This is a genomic window from Streptomyces sp. NPDC050546 (genome assembly GCF_044457425.1).
GTDB lineage: Bacteria > Actinomycetota > Actinomycetes > Streptomycetales > Streptomycetaceae > Streptomyces.
Genome location: NZ_JBITGX010000005.1, coordinates 324,865 through 342,831, shown reverse-complemented (window position 1 = coordinate 342,831; position 17,967 = coordinate 324,865). Strand labels below are relative to the sequence as shown.

General features: G+C 69.9%; 15 protein-coding genes. 4 read left to right on the top strand and 11 right to left on the bottom strand.

Annotated features, from left to right (window positions below; genetic code table 11):
- Positions 1 to 73: 73 nt before the first annotated feature.
- From ACIBK5_RS15340 to ACIBK5_RS15310, 7 genes are all read right to left on the bottom strand, one after another.
- Positions 74 to 1,222, bottom strand: a complete 1,149-nt coding sequence (locus ACIBK5_RS15340) for an aldose epimerase family protein (protein ID WP_399019744.1) — start codon at positions 1,220 to 1,222, stop codon at positions 74 to 76.
- A gap of 58 nt (positions 1,223 to 1,280) precedes the next feature.
- Entirely contained in the window at positions 1,281 to 2,525 is a 1,245-nt protein-coding gene (gene mmsB / locus ACIBK5_RS15335; RefSeq protein ID WP_399019741.1) for a multiple monosaccharide ABC transporter permease, read from the bottom strand.
- Complete coding sequence (gene mmsA / locus ACIBK5_RS15330) at positions 2,522 to 4,072, bottom strand: multiple monosaccharide ABC transporter ATP-binding protein (protein WP_399019739.1); 1,551 nt, start codon at positions 4,070 to 4,072, stop codon at positions 2,522 to 2,524. Before mmsA ends, mmsB begins: the two co-directional genes overlap by 4 nt.
- Positions 4,073 to 4,118: 46 nt before the next feature.
- Complete coding sequence (gene chvE / locus ACIBK5_RS15325; protein WP_399019737.1) at positions 4,119 to 5,231, bottom strand: multiple monosaccharide ABC transporter substrate-binding protein; 1,113 nt, start codon at positions 5,229 to 5,231, stop codon at positions 4,119 to 4,121.
- Between the two features lie 142 nt (positions 5,232 to 5,373).
- A complete protein-coding gene (locus tag ACIBK5_RS15320; RefSeq protein ID WP_399019735.1) occupies positions 5,374 to 6,342 on the bottom strand; it encodes a hypothetical protein in 969 nt (322 codons plus the stop codon).
- A 113-nt stretch (positions 6,343 to 6,455) separates the two neighbouring features.
- A complete protein-coding gene (locus tag ACIBK5_RS15315) occupies positions 6,456 to 7,460 on the bottom strand; it encodes a zinc-binding dehydrogenase (RefSeq protein ID WP_399019733.1) in 1,005 nt (334 codons plus the stop codon).
- Between the two features lie 61 nt (positions 7,461 to 7,521).
- A complete protein-coding gene (locus ACIBK5_RS15310) occupies positions 7,522 to 8,685 on the bottom strand; it encodes a mandelate racemase/muconate lactonizing enzyme family protein (protein ID WP_399019731.1) in 1,164 nt (387 codons plus the stop codon).
- A 406-nt stretch (positions 8,686 to 9,091) separates the two neighbouring features.
- Between ACIBK5_RS15310 and ACIBK5_RS15305 the strand changes: the two genes are divergently transcribed.
- Complete coding sequence (locus ACIBK5_RS15305) at positions 9,092 to 9,283, top strand: hypothetical protein (protein ID WP_399019729.1); 192 nt, start codon at positions 9,092 to 9,094, stop codon at positions 9,281 to 9,283.
- Between the two features lie 654 nt (positions 9,284 to 9,937).
- Here ACIBK5_RS15305 and ACIBK5_RS15300 read toward each other — a convergent pair.
- Entirely contained in the window at positions 9,938 to 10,378 is a 441-nt protein-coding gene (locus tag ACIBK5_RS15300) for a MarR family winged helix-turn-helix transcriptional regulator (protein ID WP_399019726.1), read from the bottom strand.
- A 101-nt stretch (positions 10,379 to 10,479) separates the two neighbouring features.
- Here ACIBK5_RS15300 and ACIBK5_RS15295 point away from each other — a divergent pair, with 101 nt between their 5' ends.
- Both ACIBK5_RS15295 and ACIBK5_RS15290 read left to right on the top strand, forming a co-directional pair.
- A complete protein-coding gene (locus tag ACIBK5_RS15295; RefSeq protein WP_399019724.1) occupies positions 10,480 to 11,502 on the top strand; it encodes an NADP-dependent oxidoreductase in 1,023 nt (340 codons plus the stop codon).
- Between the two features lie 94 nt (positions 11,503 to 11,596).
- A complete protein-coding gene (locus ACIBK5_RS15290) occupies positions 11,597 to 12,016 on the top strand; it encodes an organic hydroperoxide resistance protein (RefSeq protein ID WP_399019722.1) in 420 nt (139 codons plus the stop codon).
- 68 nt (positions 12,017 to 12,084) lie between these two features.
- Here ACIBK5_RS15290 and ACIBK5_RS15285 read toward each other — a convergent pair whose 3' ends face one another.
- On the bottom strand, positions 12,085 to 13,230 hold the full coding sequence (locus ACIBK5_RS15285) for a serine hydrolase domain-containing protein (RefSeq protein ID WP_399019721.1): 1,146 nt from the start codon (positions 13,228 to 13,230) through the stop codon (positions 12,085 to 12,087).
- Entirely contained in the window at positions 13,227 to 15,800 is a 2,574-nt protein-coding gene (locus ACIBK5_RS15280; protein ID WP_399019719.1) for a M14 family zinc carboxypeptidase, read from the bottom strand. The genes ACIBK5_RS15285 and ACIBK5_RS15280 overlap by 4 nt, the downstream gene beginning before the upstream one ends.
- 143 nt (positions 15,801 to 15,943) lie before the next feature.
- On the opposite strand from ACIBK5_RS15280, the gene ACIBK5_RS15275 reads away from it, so the two are divergent.
- Positions 15,944 to 16,777, top strand: a complete 834-nt coding sequence (locus ACIBK5_RS15275; RefSeq protein WP_399019717.1) for an EI24 domain-containing protein — start codon at positions 15,944 to 15,946, stop codon at positions 16,775 to 16,777.
- On the opposite strand, the gene ACIBK5_RS15270 is transcribed toward ACIBK5_RS15275, so the two are convergent.
- Positions 16,728 to 17,960, bottom strand: a complete 1,233-nt coding sequence (locus ACIBK5_RS15270) for a pyroglutamyl peptidase (RefSeq protein ID WP_399019715.1) — start codon at positions 17,958 to 17,960, stop codon at positions 16,728 to 16,730. The two genes, ACIBK5_RS15275 and ACIBK5_RS15270, sit on opposite strands and share 50 nt — an antisense overlap.
- Between the last annotated feature and the right edge of the window lie 7 nt (positions 17,961 to 17,967).

The following is a 17,967-nucleotide window of genomic DNA, read 5'->3' as shown; positions in this document are numbered from 1 at the left end:
TTGGGAATCCGGCCAGAACTTGTGTCCAACCTGTGAAGGCTTGTCAGTGGTGCCAAGGACGGCACCCAGGACATCAGCAGTCGAACGTGTGGATCGTAGTCGTCCGGTACGTCTGCCCGGGCCGCAGCACCGTCGACGGGAACTTCGGCTTGTTCGGCGAGTCCGGGAAGTGCTGCGTCTCCAGGCAGAGCGCGTCGCCCTGCCGGTAGGTGCGGCCGGACGGGCCGGTCAGCGTGCCGTCGAGGAAGTTGCCGGAGTAGAACTGCAGGCCCGGCTCGTTCGTGGCGATCTTCAGGGTGCGGCCGGAGGCGGGGTCGCGCAGGGTGGCGACGTGCTCGGGCCGGGCGGTGAGGCCCTTGTCGAGGACCCAGTTGTGGTCGAAGCCCTTGGCGGTCACCAGCTGGGGGTGCGCGACCCGGATGTCCCGGCCGATCGGCTTGGCACGGCCGAAGTCGAAGGGCGTGCCCGCGACCTTGGCCAGCTCGCCCGTGGGGATCAGGCCCGCGTCGGTGGGCGTGTAGCGGGAGGCGGCGATCTGGAGCTCGTGGTCCTCGATCGTGCCGCTGCCCTCACCGGCGAGGTTCCAGTACACGTGGCTGGTGAGGTTGACGACGGTGGCCTTGTCGGTGGTGGCCTCGTAGTCGATGCGCCAGTCGCCGTGCCGGGTGAGCGTGTACGTCACCTTGGCCTTGAGCGTGCCCGGGTAGCCCATCTCGCCGTCGACGCTCGTGTAGTACAGGTGCAGACCGACGTCCGAGCCCTTGGTGAACGGCTCGACGTCCCACACGCGCTTGTCGAAGCCCTTGGCGCCGCCGTGCAGGCTCTGCTCGCCGTCGTTGACGGAGAGCTGGTAGTCCTTGCCGTCGAGGGTGAACTTCCCCTTGCCTATGCGGTTGCCGTAGCGGCCGATCAGGGCGCCGAAGTACGGGCTCTTGGCGACGTAGTCCTCGACGTTGTCGAAGCCGGCGGAGACGTTGGCGTAGCGGCCGCGGCGGTCGGGTATCTCCAGCGACTGGACGATGCCGCCGTAGGAGAGGACCTTCAGGCGGGTGCCGCCGTTCTCCAGGGCCCAGCTGTAGATCTTGGTGCCGTCGGCGAGCTTGCCGAAGAGCGTCTTCACCGGCTTCCTGCCTCCCGTGGCGTGCGCCGTGCCGCCGAGGGTGGTGGCGGCGACTCCCGCCGCCGCTGCTCCGGCGATGACCGTGCGTCTGTTCAGTTCCATGCGTGCGGCTCCCGTATAAGGAGAGGGCCCCGCCTTCCCGGCGGGGCCCCGATCTGACTTACGAACCGACCTTGCGCTTGTTCCACACGTCGAACCCGACCGCCGCCAGCAGGACCAGGCCCTTGATGACCTGCTGCCAGTCGGTGCCGATGCCGACGAGGTTCATACCGTTGTTCAGCACGCCCAGGACCAGGCCGCCGATGATCGCGCCGAGCACGGTGCCGACACCGCCGCTCATCGACGCACCGCCGATGAACGAGGCCGCGATCGCCTCCAGCTCGAAGTTGAGGCCGGCCTTGGGAGAGGCCGCGTTGAAGCGGGCGGCGAAGACCAGACCCGCCAGGGCCGCGAGCATGCCCATGTTCAGGAAGACCAGGAAGGTGACCTTCTTGTCCTTCACACCCGACAGCTTGGCCGCGGGCAGGTTGCCGCCGATCGCGTAGATGTGGCGGCCGATGATCGCGTTGCGCATCACGTAGCCGAAGCCGACGAGCAGCACTCCGAGGATCAGCAGGACGATCGGGGCGCCCTTGTAGCTGGCCAGCAGCATCGTCAGGGTGAGGATGGCGGCGCCGAGCGCGACCAGCTTCAGCAGGAACAGCTTGGCCGGCGGGACGTCCAGGTTGAACTCCTGCTGCCGCTTGCGGTCACGGACCTCCTGGAAGACCACGAAGGCGATCATCGCGAAGCCCAGCAGCAGCGTCAGGTTGTGGTAGTTGGTCTTCGGGCCGACCTCGGGCAGGAAGCCGTTGGCGACCTTCTGCAGGCCCTCCGGGAACGGGCCGAGCGTCTGCCCCTCCAGGAAGATCTCGGTCAGACCGCGGAAGATCAGCATGCCCGCCAGGGTCACGATGAACGACGGTATGCCGCCGTACGCGATGAAGAACCCCTGGATGGCACCCGCGACCGCGCCCACGGCCAGGCACAGCACCACGGCCAGTGGCCACGGCAAGTCCTGCTTGACCATGAACACGGCGGCCATCGACCCGACGAACGCCGTCAGCGAGCCGACCGAGAGGTCGATATGGCCCGCGATGATGACCAGCATCATGCCGATCGCGAGGATCAGGATGTAGCTGTTCTGCAGCACCAGGTTGGAGACGTTGCGCGGCAGCAGCAGGTCGCCGTCGGTCCACACGGCGAACAGGACCACGATCAGGCCGAGGGCGAACAGCATGCCGTACTGCCGCATGTTGCGGCGCATACCGTCCAGCATCAGCTGCAGCAGTCCGTTGCCGGCGCCCTCCCCTCCCTTGCCGGTCGGCGCCGGGGCCGGCGTCTTGGCGGTCACGTCCGTGCTCATCGGGATACCTCTTTGTCCTTCGTCATCTGACGCATCAGCGATTCCTGGGAGGCCTCCGCCCGTGAGAACTCACCGGTCAGCCGCCCCGCGGCCATCGTGTAGATGCGGTCGCACATGCCGAGCAGTTCGGGCAGCTCGGAGGAGATGAAGACGACCGCCTTGCCCTGGGCGGCCAGCTGGTCGATGACCGTGTAGATCTCGTACTTGGCACCGACGTCGATACCGCGCGTGGGCTCGTCCAGGATCAGCACGTCCGGACCCGAGAAGATCCACTTGCTGAGGACGACCTTCTGCTGGTTGCCGCCGGACAGCTTGCCCACCGGCTCGAAGACGGTCGGCGCCTTGATGTTCATGGACTTGCGGAAGCCCTCGGCGACCTGCCGCTCCTCGTGCTCGTCGACCACACCGCGCTTGGCGACCTTGCCCAGGGCGCTCAGCGAGATGTTCCGGTTGATGGTGTCGATGAGGTTGAGGCCGTAGTGCTTGCGGTCCTCGGTGACGTACGCGATCCCGTGCTTGACCGCCTCGGGGACGGTCTTCGTACGGATCTCGGTCCCGTCCTTGAGGACGGTGCCGCCCGCGTACCGGCCGTACGTCCGCCCGAAGACGCTCATCGCGAGTTCGGTGCGGCCGGCGCCCATCAGGCCCGCGATGCCGACGATCTCGCCGCGCCGCACCTGGAGCGACACATCGTCGACGACCTTGCGCTGCTGGTCGATCGGGTGGTGCACGGTCCAGTCCCGGATCTCCAGGGCGGGCGCCACACCCTTCTCGGGCTGGTGCGGAGACCGCTCCGGGAAGCGGTGCTCCAGGTCGCGCCCGACCATGCCGCTGATGATCCGGTCCTCGGTGGTCTCCTGGGCCTTCACATCGAGGGTCTCGATGCTCTGGCCGTCACGGATGATCGTCACCGAGTCGGCGACCTTGCGGATCTCGTTGAGCTTGTGGGAGATGATGATCGAGGTGATGCCCTGCTTCTTCAACTCCAGGATGAGATCGAGGAGTTTGCCGCTGTCCTCGTCGTTCAGCGCGGCGGTCGGCTCATCCAGGATGAGCAGCTTCACCTTCTTCGACAGGGCCTTCGCGATCTCCACGAGCTGCTGCTTGCCCACGCCGATGTCGGCGACGCGGGTGTCCGGGTGGTCGGTGAGACCGACCCGGCGCAGCAGTTCGGTGGCGTGCCGCAGGGTCTCGGTCCAGCTGATGATCCCCCGGGTGGCGTGCTCGTTGCCGAGGAAGATGTTCTCCGCGAGGGAGAGGTAGGGCACCAGGGCCAGTTCCTGGTGGATGATCACAATGCCGCGCTCTTCGCTGGCCCGGATGTCCTTGAACTGGCAGACCTCTCCCTCGAAGAGGATGTCGCCCTCGTAGGTGCCGTGCGGGTGGACGCCGGAGAGGACCTTCATCAAGGTCGACTTGCCGGCGCCGTTCTCCCCGCAGATGGCGTGGACCTCGCCCTGCCGGACGGTCAGCGTGACGTCCGAAAGCGCCTTGACGCCGGGAAAGGTCTTGACGATCGAGCGCATTTCCAGGACGGGTCCCGCCATGGTCGTGCCTTCCAATCAGTGGTGAATCGTCGGTCGGTGGCGGGGACTACTTGACGTCGCTCTCCTTGAGGTAGCCGGAGTCGACGAGCTCCTTCTGGTAGTTGCTCTTGTCGACGGCGACCGGCTCCAGCAGGTAGGCCGGGACGACCTTCGCGCCGTTGTCGTAGGTCTTGGTGTCGTTGACCTCGGGCTTCTTGTCGTTCAGCAGCGCGTCGACCATGTTCGAGGACACCTTGGCGAGCTTGCGGAGGTCCTTGAAGACGCTCATCGACTGCTGGCCGGCGATGATCGACTTCACCGAGGCGACCTCGGCGTCCTGGCCGGTGACGATCGGCAGCGGCTTGGCCTTGGAGCCGTAGTCGTCGGACTTCAGCGCCGACAGGATGCCGATGGAGATGCCGTCGTAGGGGGAGAGGACGGCGTCGACGCGCTCGCTCTTGTAGGCCGAGGTCAGGATGTCGTCCATGCGCTTCTGGGCGGTGCCGCCGTCCCAACGCAGGGTGGTGACCTGGTTGAGCTTGGTCTGGCCGGAGCGGACGACGAGCTGCTTCTTGTCGATGTAGGGCTGGAGGACCTTCATCGCGCCGCCGAAGAAGTAGCGGGTGTTGTTGTCGTCGTTGGAGCCGGCGAACAGCTCGATGTTGAAGGGGCCCTTCTTGCTGCCGTCCTTCAGTCCGAGCTTCTCGACGATGTAGCTGCCCTGGAGCTCGCCGACCTTCTCGTTGTCGAACGACGCGTAGTAGTCGACGTTCTGCGTGCCGAGGATCAGGCGGTCGTAGGAGATGACCGGGATGTTCGCGTCCTTGGCCTGCTGGAGCACGTTGTTCATCGACTTGTTGTCGATGGCGGCGACGATCAGCGCCTTGACGCCCTGCGTGATCAGGTTCTCGACCTGCGAGACCTGCTGGTCCGGGTCGTCCTCGCCGTAGACCAGCTTGGTCTTGTAGCCCTTGGCCTCCAGCTCCGTCACGACGTTCTTGCCGTCGGCGATCCAGCGCTCGGAGGACTTGGTCGGCATCGCGATGCCGATGGTGCCTCCCTTGGCGTCTCCCTCGCTCTCCTTGCTGCCGCCCTCGCTGCTCTGGCCGCAGGCGGACAGGGTCAGGGCGAGGGACGCGGCTCCGGCTATGGCGGCGAGAGCGGCTCTGCGGTTACGCATATTGATCATCCTTGATCTGTGTGCAGGGCTCGGTCTGGGAGGCGCGAAGTCGCTCCGGGTGGTCGTGCCGGAAAGACCGAGAAGAGATGTGTCGGATTGTGGTCGGCTGTGTCTTCTTTTGTGAAGCCGAGTTTCCGGAACGTTATGCCGAGATTTCGAACCGTTGCAGATCGCCCGGCAGTCGCGAGCCGAGCGGCGCCATGTCGCCGTCCGCCCCGTGGCGCGCCAGGAGGTCCAGGGCGAGCCGGCCGCGGCGCACGCGTTCCTTGGCGGTGGCCAGCGTCAACTCCCGCATGTGGTGCCCGTAGGGGTAGATCCCGGGCGCCTTCGACAGGCCGAACTTCAGGTACAACGGGGCGCCGCGCCGGATGAGTTCGGCGACCTCGTACATCCGGACGTAGCCGCCGAGGTCGTCGGGGGCCTCGATGTACATGTCCATGGGAGCGCCCGACACCCGGCGGATCTCGGTGAGGTGATCGAGCGTCAGGTCGCTGGGCACGTTGACCGAGTCGGCGCCGAGACGCTCGTAGACCGCGTACGCCGCCGGGTTGACCGGGCCGATGAGCGCGGAGACCTTCAGCGTGGTGTCGGCCGGGATGATGCCGGCCGCGCGCGCCCGGTGCAGGGTCCACAGCACGCCCTCGTCGGCGACGAGCAGGCACTTGACACCCAACTCCGTGGCCCGGACGGCGTCTTCGACACATCCGGCGACGGCGTCGTGGCCGCGGGCTCTGAGGCCCGCGCCGCGCGAGTCGGTCCGGGTCGAGCCGCCGATGTCCCAGGTGCCGCGCGGGCCGGTGAACAGGCAGAGCTCGATGTCGCGTTCGGCCGTCGACTCGACCATCTCGGTGATCTCGGCGTCGGTCAGCATCCAGACACCGCTGCCCTGGCTGATCCGGTGGATCGGCACGTCCAGCCGCGAGGCCTCCTTCAGGACCACCGCCAGCGCCTCGGGACCCTCGCAGGAGGGGATCTCGGTGCGCCAGCGGCCGCCGCCGGGGAAGGAGTGCGGCGAGGCGTCGGCGGGGTCGAGGGCGGGCGCCTTCAGGCCGAGGTCGGCGAGCGCCTGCTCACCGGGCCTGCGGGCTGCCGTGGCGGGAGCGTCGGTCACAGGAAAGTCCTTCGGTTCGATATTTCGGACGAGGTTCGCGGCTCTGGGTACGGCAAGGCTTGGGGTGTACGCCGGTACGGGAGCCGTCAGGTTGCCCCCGTACCGGCGTACGTCTACGGGCGGAGCAACACCTTGCCCACCTTCGGATCACCGGCTCCCACCAGCTCGATGGCCTGCGAGAACTCGGCGAGCGGCAGCTCGTGCGTCACCAGCGGCAGCGGATCGAGCAGACCGGCGGCGAACACCCGCACCGTGTGCGCCCAGGCGTCCGGCGGAGCACCGAAGACGGTGTGCACCTCCAGCTGCTTCACGACGAGATCGGTCGGGTCGAGGCCGTCGGCACCCGGCGCCGGGATGCCCGTCAGGGCCAGCCGGCCGCCCCGCCGGAGCAGGGCGGCGGAGATCCGGGCGGCGTCCGCCGAACCGGCCGTCTCGATCACCACGTCGATGTCGTCCGGGAGTTCCTGGTCCTTCGTCCGGAAGTCCGTCGCGCCGTACTGCCGCGACAGCGCCTCACGGTCCCTGCGGGTGCCGACCACCAGCAGCTCGGCCGGCGAGTTCGCCTTCAGGAACTGCACGGCGAACATGCCGAGCGTGCCCGTGCCGACCACGGCCACCCGCTCGCCGGGCTGCGCGTTCGCCTTCAGTGCGGCGGCCGCGATGCAGGCGGCGGGCTCCAGGAGGGCCGCGGCGGTCAGGTCGCAGTCGTCCGGGAGGGTGTGGAGCAGCCGGGCCGGGAGCGTCAGCGTCGTCGCCATCGCGCCCGGCTGGGTGAACCCCGTCTCCTCGTAACCGGCCGTGCACAGCGTCGTGTCGCCCGCGTGGCAGCGGTCGCAGACCTGGCAGTTGCGGAAGCCCTCACCGACGACCTTGCGGCCGACGAGGGACCCGGGGACGCCCGCGCCCACCGCCTCGACCGTCCCGGACCACTCGTGGCCCGGGGTGAGCGGGTAGCGGACGTAGCCCTCGGGGCGGTTGCCCTGGTAGACCTCGCGGTCGCTGCCGCAGATGCCGGAGGCGTGGACACGGACCAGCGCCTCGCCGGCCTCGGGCTGCCGGGGCTCGTGCGGGACGAGCCGGTGCTCGCCCGGGGCGTCGATCACTACCGCGGTGCTCACGTCGCTCCTCCGGTTTTCGAAGGTTTCGGTTGCCGGTTCCGGGTTTCCGGGGGCCGGACGGTCACTGCTTGCCCTTGGGCTTGCGCTGCTCCCAGCCCTCCGCCCAGAGGTCGAAACGGGCCTGCTGCTGCGGGAACTCGGCAGCGGCGTCCGTGTCCAGCTCGACGCCGAGACCGGGGGCGTCGGAGAGGTGGAAGCAGCCGTCCTCCGGGTTCACCTGCGGGGCGCCCTTGACGACCTTCTTGATCTCCGCGTCCGCGAAGTCGTTGAAGTGCTCCAGGATCTTGAAGTTCGGGGAGGTGAAGCCGACCTGGAGGGACGCGGCGGTGAGGACCGGGCCGCCGACGTTGTGCGGGGCCACCAGCATGTAGTGGGTCTCCGCCGTCGCGGCGAGCTTCCTGGTCTCCCAGATTCCACCGATATGGCCGACGTCCGGCTGGATGATGTCGACGGCCTGGCTCTCGAACAGCTCCCGGAACTCGATCCGGTCGTGGATGCGCTCACCGGTGGCGACCGGCATGTCGACCTTGGCCGCGACCTTCTCCAGCGCCTTGAGGTTCTCCGGCGGGACCGGCTCCTCCAGCCACGCCGGGTTGAACGGCGCCAGCTCCCTGGCCAGGCGTACGGCCGTGGCGGGGGAGAAGCGGCCGTGCATCTCCAGCATCAGCTCCGCCTCGGGGCCGATGGCGTCCCGGACGGCCTCGATGAGGGAGACGGCGTACAGGGTCCCCTGGTGGTCCAGCTCGAAGTGACCCGTGCCGAACGGGTCGATCTTGAGCGCCCGGTAGCCGCGCTCCATCACGCCCTGGGCGGCCTTGTGGTACGCCTCGGGCGTCCGCTCCGTGGTGTACCAGCCGTTGGCGTACGCCTTGACCTTGTCGGTGACCTTGCCGCCCAGCAGCTGCCAGACGGGGACGCCGAGGGCCTTGCCCTTGATGTCCCAGCACGCCATCTCGATCACGGCGATACCGGACATCACGATCTCGCCCGCGCGGCCGTAGTCGCCGTACTTCATGCGCTTGACGAGGTCCTCGACAGCGAAGGGGTCGGAGCCGAGAATGTGGTTGGCCTCGGCCTCCCTCAGATATCCGAGAAGGGCGTCGGTGTGTCCCAGCATCCGGGTCTCGCCGACTCCGGTGATCCCCTCGTCGGTGTGCACCTGGACGTAGGTCAGGTTGCGCCACGGCGTCCCGACCACGTGTGTGCTGATTCCGGTGATGCGCACGGCGGTTGTCCCTCGCAGCTTCGTCGGCTCAGTTCCGTCAGTCATTCGGTTCGTTCAGCCAGTTCGACGTGTTCGAGATTTCGGCACACGTTCGAAATGCTGGCGTGACAGTAAGGATGCGGTGGTCGGGGTGTCAATGGGTCGCGCGCATAACGGTTTCGACAGTTTCGAAACCATGGGTGAGGCGTGTCCGTACAGAACCTTCACAGCTGGATCTAGGAACGTGACCGGCGCGGAACTTAATCTTCCCGCGTCATGGACTACTGCGACCCGTGCCGACGGCACCTCAACGGCGCGCTGGCGTGCCCGGGGTGTGGCACCTCGGCGGATGCGCTGCGGCGGCGTGAGCCGGAGTATGGACCCGAGCCCGAGGAGCGTGAGCACGGGGGCCGTGAGCACGGGGAGCATGACGACTCCGACGGTGGTGAGCCGGTGGGGCGTGCCGCTCGGCGGCGTGGCACCGGGCGAGGGCGCGGGCCTGCCGCTGACGGTCCAGGTGGCGCGAGCCGACGGGACCGGAAGGCGGCCGCGCATCGCCGGCGGCGGCGGCGGACCCTGTTCATCGCGGCGGGGTTCGTGCTGGCGGCGGGTGGGCTGAGCCTCGCGGAACTGGGCATGGACGCACCCAAGTCGACGTCGAAGCCGGCGGAGGCGGAGGGTGAGCCGGCGGAGGCGGGCGAGACGGTCCGCCCTGCGGGCGACACGCCTGGGGTCGAGGGAGCGTCGAGGTCCCCTTCCCCAGGGGCGTCTGACTCGCCGTCGGCTTCCGCATCCCCGAACGACGAGAAGTCGAAGGCCCCTGAACCGACTCGGTCTCCCACGGCGGAAACGCCCCCGAGCCGCCCGGCCTCGACCCCCACGGCGGCGCCTCCGGCTCCGGCCCCGACCCGAACCCCGGACCCGACGACCCCGGCTCCGACTCCGGAACCGTCCCCTACGAAGACGTGCAACCGCTTCTTGTGGTGGTGCACGTAGTCGCCTGAGGGGTCGTGGTGGGTCGGGGCCGCGCCGGGGGGTGTCCGTCCTCGGATTGGCGCGATGGGGCCTCACACCGACTCACTGGCGTTGACGCGCCAACCACTGCGGGCGAACACCCCCCGACACGTCCCCTTACGTCCGTCGGCGCCCGCCGCTGCGGGCATGCGTGCCGCTAGGGGCGGCACGGGTGGGCGCAGCGGCACCCCGCTCCGCCGGGCTGCGCACCCACCCGGCCCCAGCATCCACGCCGAGCACCTGGCAGCCCCGGCAAGCCTTACCCCAGCATCCCCCGCAACGCATCCCGCAACGCCACCCTCTCCCCCTCCGACAACCCGGCAAGCGGCTCCCGCGCGAACCGCAGCGCCTCCCGCAGACTCCGGGCCACAGCCCGCCCCTCCGGCGTCGCCGCCGCCACCTTCACCCTCCGGTCCGCGGGATCCGGCTGCCGTTCCACCAGCCCCCGCGCCTCCAGCCGGTCCACGATCCCCGTGACGTTGGACGGCTCGCACTTCAACCGCTGGGCGAGCCTCCGCATGGGCAGCGCCTCGAGGCACAGCAGGCTCAGCAGCCGCGCCTGCGCCCCGGTGAGGGAGTGTTCCGCCGCCGCCTCCTCGTAGTCCTCGTGGAACCGGGCCACGACCTCCCCGATGAGCTCGACGACCTCGAGGGTCAGTGCGTCGGGGCGGGAGTCAGGGGTCGGTGTGGTGGAAACCATGACATCGAGGGTACCCGGTTATTTGACAACATGAAATTTTCAGGAGCATGGTTGTTTCAGTTACTGAAACATCCGCATCGACCAGTGAGGACAGGCGCATCATGACCGACACCCCCACCCTCCCCGCCGTCAGCCGCGAGTGGCACCTGGCGAGCCGCCCCGTCGGCTGGCCGAAGCCCGAGGACTTCGCCTTCGTCGAGGCGGAGGTCCCGCAGCCGGGCGAGGGGCAGGTCCTCGTGCGGAACAAGTACCTCTCCGTGGACCCGTACATGCGTGGCCGCATGAGTGACGCGAAGTCCTACGTCGCCCCGTTCGAGCTGGGCAAGGTCATGCAGGGTGGCGCCGTCGGCGAGGTCGTGGCCTCCAACGTCGACGGGCTGGCCGTCGGGGATCACGTACTGCACTTCCTCGGGTGGCGCGAGTACGCCGTCGTGGCCGCGAAGAACGCCGTCAAGGTGGACGCGGACGCCGCGCCGCTGTCGACGTACCTCGGTGTGCTGGGCATGACCGGCCTCACCGCCTACGCGGGGCTGCTGCGCACCGCCTCCTTCAAGGAGGGCGACACCGTGTTCGTGTCCGGTGCCGCCGGTGCCGTGGGCGGCCAGGTCGGGCAGATCGCCAGGCTGAAGGGCGCCTCGCGGGTCATCGGGTCCGCCGGGTCCGAGGAGAAGGTGAAGCTCCTCGTGGAGGAGTACGGCTTCGACGCCGCCTTCAACTACAAGGACGGGCCCGTGAGCGGGCAGCTGCGTGCCGCCGCTCCGGACGGGATCGACGTGTACTTCGACAATGTGGGTGGTGACCACCTGGAGGCGGCCATCGGGTCCCTCAACCAGGGTGGTCGGATCGCCGTCTGCGGCATGATCTCCGTCTACAACAACACCGAGCCCGCCCCGGGCCCGCGGAACCTCGCCCGCCTGATCGCGACGCGTGGCCGTATCGAGGGCTTCCTCGTCGGGGACCACTACGACCTCCAGCCGGAGTTCGTGCGCGAGGTCGCCCCGTGGGTCGCCTCCGGTGAGCTGAAGTACCGCGAGACCGTCGTCGAGGGCATCGAGAACAACCTCGAGGCGTTCCTGGGCGTGCTGCGCGGTGACAACACCGGGAAGATGATCGTCAAGCTCTGACGCCTTCTGTTGGTTTTCGGCATGCGGTAAGTTTTTTCCGAATCCGCTCGGCCCGGGCGCGAGCCGCGGCGGACGACCGAAGGAACACAACCGCATGCCGATCCAGCAGTCCGACGTCCTGTACACCGCCGTCGCCACCGCGGAGGGCGGGCGCGACGGGCGCGTGGCCACCGATGACGGCCGGCTCGACGTCGTCGTCAATCCACCGCAGGCCATGGGAGGCAGTGGCGCCGGCACCAACCCCGAGCAGCTCTTCGCCGCCGGCTACAGCGCCTGCTTCCAGGGCGCCCTCGGCGTCGTCGCCCGGGAGACGGGCGCCGACCTCACCGGGTCGACCGTCACCGCCAGCGTCGGCCTCGGGAAGAACGGGGACGGCTTCGGGATCATCGTCGAGATCTCGGCCGACCTGCCGAAGGTGGAGCGGGGTGCCGCGCGGGCGCTCGTCGAGCAGGCGCACGAGGTGTGCCCCTACTCGAAGGCGACCCGCGGGAACATCACCGTGACGCTGGCCTGACCACGGTCGTTGGCTACACGGAGGCCGCACCCTTGGACGTGGGGTGCGGCCTCCGCTCGTGCGCGGGGTCAGGCGGCGAGTGCCGCCCGGTGGATCGCCTGTGCCAGGCGGTTGTTCTCGGGGGCGGCCCCGCCGGGGAACGCGAAACGGCGGCGGGTGTAGCCGTAGGCCAGTCCGCTCCACGGGTCCGCGAAGGCCTGCGAGCCGCTCGCGCCGCTGTGCCCGATCGTCCCGGCGCCGAGGAACGGGTGCCACGTGTCAGCCGTCGTCTGGAAGCCGAGGCCGAACGACTTGTGGGCACGTGCCACCAGGTCGTAGCCGACCGAGTGGAACTGGCCGAACTCCGCCACCGTGTCCGGCTTCAGCAGCGGCGCCTGCTCGCCCACCCCGCTGATGGCCGCCGCGTACATCCCGGCCAGACCCCGCGCGGACGCCACTCCGCCCACCGATGCCGGGCCCTTGGCGCGGACCAGCGGCATGTTGGGGAGGGAGGCCAGGTCGGTGGCCTCCGTCGCGTTGCGGTTGAAGGCGATCGAGGCGAGGGTGTGCGGGCCCGTGGGCGTGGCATCGAGGAGGGCCTGCTGGTCCGGGGTCGGGGCCATCGGCTGGGTGGTGCGGAAGCGGGGTTCCTGGGGTGCGGGCAGTCCCAGGTGGAAGTCCAGGGCGTACGGGGTGCGGACGCGCTCCTGGTAGATCTCCTGGAGTGTGCGGCCCGTGGCGCGGCGTACGACCTCGCCGGTCAGGGCGCCGCTGACCAGCGCGTGATAGCCGAACGCCGTGCCGGGGCGCCAGAAGGGCCGCTGGTCGGCAAGGCGTTCGGCGAGCTGGCGGTCGTCGGCCAGCTCCGCCAGGCTGAAGCCGGTGTCCGTGCCGACCACCCCTGCGCGATGCGCGAGCAGATCGCGCAGAGTCAGGTCGCCCTTGCCCTCAGCCGCGAACTCCGGCCAGTAGTACGTCACTTTGCGGTCCAGTTCGAGTGTGCCGTCCTGGACGAGGAGAGCCACGACCAGATAGGCGGCGCCCTTCGTGGAGGAGAACACGCCGTAGAGGGCGTCCGCGTCCGTGCCCGCCCAGAGGTCGACGACCTTGCGGCCGTGGACGTAGGCGCACAGCTGGCCCTCGTAGTCGGGGCGGTCCCCGGCCACGAACGCGGCGAACTCCTCGCGTACCCCCTCGAAGCCGTCGGCCACGGTGCCGTGGATCTCCTGCGTCATCCGTTCTCCTTCGCTGAACCGCTGTGTGCCACTGTGAACAATGCCCTCGCCACCTGCGGGAATTCCCCCTTGGGGTGGTCCCGGAAGAGGGGTTCGGTGCCGAACAGGACCGTCCTGCCGCCGCTGACCACCGAGGCCTGTCCCGCAGCCTCGGCGGGGCCGCCGGTGCCGTCCCCGAGCGGACGCCAGTGCCCGGAGAGGAGCGGGTTCCCGTTCGCGTACGACTGCTCCGCGCGGACGCCCGGGCCGAGGTCGGTGAACCACAGCGGGGCGTAGACGAAGGTGTGCGCGGGGGCGTGCTGGGTGAGGCGGCCCGAGTTCACCGCGCGTACGACGCCGTTGGCGTCCGGGTTGCCCTCGACCGGCTTGACGGCCAGCAGGCCCGCCGCCGCGTTCAGGGCCGCTCCCGTCGCGCCCCGGCCGACCAGGCCGTGACCGTCGAGGAAGGCGTCCAGGGCCTTGCGGGCGGGGGTGGTGAGGGAGGCGTGGTCCAGGTCGGCCGACACGAACAGCACGTCTGTGGCTGACCAGTTGAAGCCCTTGTTCAGGACGGCCGTCGAGACCGGTGTGACGTCGAAGCCCATCTCCCGCAGGGCGAACAGCTCACCCGGGGTGACGGCTGCGGCGATGCGGAGGCGGTGCAGGGGTGTGCCGCCCTTGAGGTGCGTCGCGGTGAACGAGACGTCGTGCGTGCGGGCGGCTGAGAGGGCCTGGCGGCGTGCCGACGCCGGGACGATCGCGCTGCCGTCCGGGGCCTGCCGGACCCGGACTCCCTGCCCGAGGAGGGAGTTGAGGGCCGCGATCTCGCGCGGGTCGGTCAGGCGCAGGCGGAGGGTGCCGTGCGCGGGCACATGGGCGACGGGCGCGGCCTCGGTGACCGGGCGCAGGGGCGCGCCCCGCAGGCTGCCCGAGGTCACCCGCTCGACCGTGGCTCCCCACAGCCGGCCCAGGCTCCAGCCGGAGATGTCGTACATCACCGACACCTTGTCGCTGATGTCCCGGCCGTCGGCCAGCAGGACGTTCGCCATGCCGCGCTTGGGCTGGCGCAGGTCTACGACATACGAGCCCCGGGCGTACGTCCGTCCGGCCAGGCGGAAGGGGCGGATGGCGCGGGTGACGCGGACGTCGTTGGCGAGGAGGTGGTCGACGAGGCGGGCCGCTGCCGGGGCCGAACGCTGGGTGCGGGAGCCGCCGGGCGGGATGACGTAGGCGCGCGGGAAGTCGGTCGTGTAGACGTCCTCCGGGCCGATGCCGGGGACGCCGGGGACCGTCTTCGGCGAGACCGGCACCTGCGGGGCGCCGGCCGCGCCGCGGCGGAAGGTCTCGATCTGGTCGGCGACGAGGGTGGCGCGGTGCTCGCGGACGTGGTTCAGGGTCGCGCGGACGGCCGCGCCCGCCACGGCCGTGTTGACCGCCGAGCGGCGGCGCAGCTCCGGGACGGGGAGGGTGTCGTACTCCTCGTTGTTCACCGCCAGCGGGATCTCCACCGTGTGCGCGGCCACCGTGCCGTGGAAGGCCGCGTACTGCGGGGTGAAGATCGGCGGCCAGTCGTCCCAGCCCTCCTCCTGGTCGCGGAACGGGATCTGCGCCGGCTCCACGCCGTCCTTCGCGGACGTGTAGCCGAGGGCGTTCACGGCGGACTCCATGCCGAGGGCGTTGGCGTAGGAGTTCTTCAGGAAGAGGTCGTACTCGTAGTTCTCGCCGTGCGGGGGAGTCGTGGGCTCGATGAGGGTGCCGTTGACGTAGCCGTGCAGATCGAGCAGGACGGCCGGCTGCTTGTCCAGCTCGATCTGCCGCATCGCGCGGGTCTCGGGCTGGGAGGCCGTGACGAAGTCGCGGTTCAGGTCGAAGCCGTTCGCGTTGGCGCGGGTGCCGGCGATACGGCCGTCCGGGTTGGCCGTGACGTTGAAGTACAGGCGGCTGTGCGCCAGGAGGTCGCGCGTCTTCGCGTCCTTGGCCGTCGCGAGCTGCTCGATGATCTTCAGGGAGGCGTCCGTGCCCTCCCACTCGTTGCCGTGGATGTTGTTGTTGACGAAGACCGGGGCCTTGTACGCGCGCTTGATCTCGCGGGACCTGGCGGCGGACGCGGGAGCGTTCTCGATCAGTTCGCGCATCCGCTCCTGGGCGCGGGCCTGGCGGGTGGTCTCCGGGGCGGTGACGGTGACCAGGTAGAGGCGGTGGCCGCCGGCGGAGCGGCCGGTCACCTCGACACTGACGCGGTCGCCCAGGCGTTGCAGGGCGTTCAGCTTCGGGGCGATCGCGTGGTACGGGGTGAGTCCCAGCTTCAGTGACTTGTCGCGGGGGTTCTCGGGGTCGGGGGAGAGGAGCTGGCGGCGGGGGTAGCCGCGGGTGGCGGACGTGGGGCCGGTGGAGGCCTCGGCGGTCAGGGCGCGCCGGGCCGCGCTCGGGGGCGCCTGGGCCGCTCGGTCGTCGACGGCCGGGCCCTCCCGGGTGACGGGCCTCGGGTCCGCGCCGGCGGTGTGGGGGGTGAGCAGGAGTAAGCCCGCCGTCGCGAGACTGAGGGTGACGATCAGTACAGGTCTCGCAGGAACGGTTCTCGTGGTGCGCACGCGTACCTCCTCCGGGGCTTCCTGAGATCGGTACGGCGAGGTGTACCGGTTCGACTCAACGGCAACAAGAGCGCGTTGGTGTCACCGATGACCCGGATGGCCCCTGCGGAGTGCGTCCGGGCCTGCACCGATAGGGTTTTCCCATGAGCGATCTCGGGGCGGGGTTCCGGTACCTCCTGAAGGGCCAGCGATGGGTGGCCCGGCACGGCAAGCAGTACGGTTTCGGGCTGCTCCCGGGTCTGATCACCCTGGTCCTGTACGCGGCGGCGCTGGTCGCGCTGGCGCTGTGGGGCGAGGACGCCGTCACCTGGGCGACCCCGTTCGCCGACGACTGGTCGAGCCCCTGGCTCGGCCTCTTCCGCGGCTTCCTGACCGCCGTGCTGTTCGCCCTCGCCCTGCTCCTCGCCGTCGTGACGTTCACGGCGGTGACGCTGCTGATCGGGCAGCCCTTCTACGAGAACCTCTCCGAGAAGGTCGACCGGGACGTGTCCCCGGACGGCCACGCCCCCGAGTCGGGCCTGCCGCTCTGGCGCGAGCTGTGGATCTCCGGCCGCGACAGTCTGCGCATCGTGGTGCGGGCCGCCCTGTGGGGCGTGCTGCTGTTCGCCTGCGGCTTCATCCCGGTGGTCGGCCAGACGGCCGTACCGGTGCTCGGGTTCTTCGTCACCGGGTTCTTCCTGACCGAGGAGCTGACCGCCGTCGCCCTCCAGCGCCGCGGCGTCGACCTGCGCACCCGCCTGACGCTGCTCCGCTCCCGCAAGACCCTGGTCTGGGGCTTCGGCACGCCCCTGGCCGTGGCCTTCCTGGTGCCGGTCGTGGCGGTGTTCCTGATGCCGGGCGCGGTCGCGGGCGCCACCCTCATGGCGCGGGAACTGCTCGGTGAGGAGATTCAGGAGGGTGGCTCCGCCGTGGAGGGCGACGGGGACGTCAGCGCTCTTCCGCAGCCGCCTTCAGGATGGCCCTCACCTGGGCGATGATGTCCAGCCGGTTCCGCACGAACTCCGGGTCGGTGACCTCGGTGGTGTTCCCGGCGCCGAACTGGAGCACGGGCGTGTGCACATGCCCGCCCGGCAGCCGGTCGTGCAGCCCGAGCCGGTCGCGCAGCAGCGTCGCCCGGTAGGCGATCTCGTTGGAGAGGTAGTCCCCGCCGCCGCCCTGCCGTGCGGTCGAGCCGGGGGTCGGCCCTTCGGGGCGTACGACGGGCTGGGTGCCGCCCGCCGGGATCTCGGTGACGCTCGTGTTGTCGTACACGGGGAACCGGCCGGTCTCCGCGGCGACGATCGCCCGGTACGGCAGTGTGGTCGTCGTCCACTGCGGCTGTGAGGCCGGGTCGGTGACGGGGACGGTCTCGGTGCGGCCGATGTTGTCGTTGTCCCCGAAGCCGCCCCGCCAGGCCCCGTTGGTCCGCTCGATGTCGAACTTCCCGACCCGGCCCTGGCTGACCGTGGTGAACAGGTCGACCTTCGGCAGATAGGGCCGCAGCGTCCGTTCCACCGTCCCGTCCGTGAAGTCCTGCCAGCGCACCGGGAACACGGCCGTCTCGATCCGGGCCGGGCCGTCCGCCGTCTCGATCACCGTGCCGTCGAGGGCGAGCGCGGTGGCGCCGGACGGGTTGGAGATCCGGATGTCCCGGTCCAGGGTGAACGGGTCGAAGCCGGTGAGCAGGATCCGCTTCAGGCCCTTGCCGTGGGGGTAGCCGATGGTCGTCTGGCCGCGTGAGGTGCGCTCCAGCTCGTCGAGCAGCGTGGCCCGCTGTCCGTCCGTCAGACCGAACTCCGGATCCCAGGTGCGCACTTCACGCGTCATGCCGAGCCGGGCCCAGTACAGCGGCCGGTCGTCGTCCCGGCTCAGATCACCGGCCGCCGGTCCACGGCCCTGCGCCCGGTCCACCGCACGCCGCCACAACCGCGCGCCCTCCCGCGCGACGGCCCGGCGGGCCTCCGCGTAGGAACGGGCCGCCCCCAGCTCCCTGGCCAGCCGCGGGGCGACGGTGTCGAACCCGGAGCGGCGCAGGATCTCCTGCGGGACGGCTTTGCCGAGCCGCTGCTCCTCGACGGTGGGGGAGGGGGCCGCCTGGGCGGCACTCGCGGCCGTCGGGGTGGTGAGGCCGGTCAGCAGGGCGAGCCCGAGGACGCCGAGGCGAACACGTATGGAGTTCAAGGAGGTT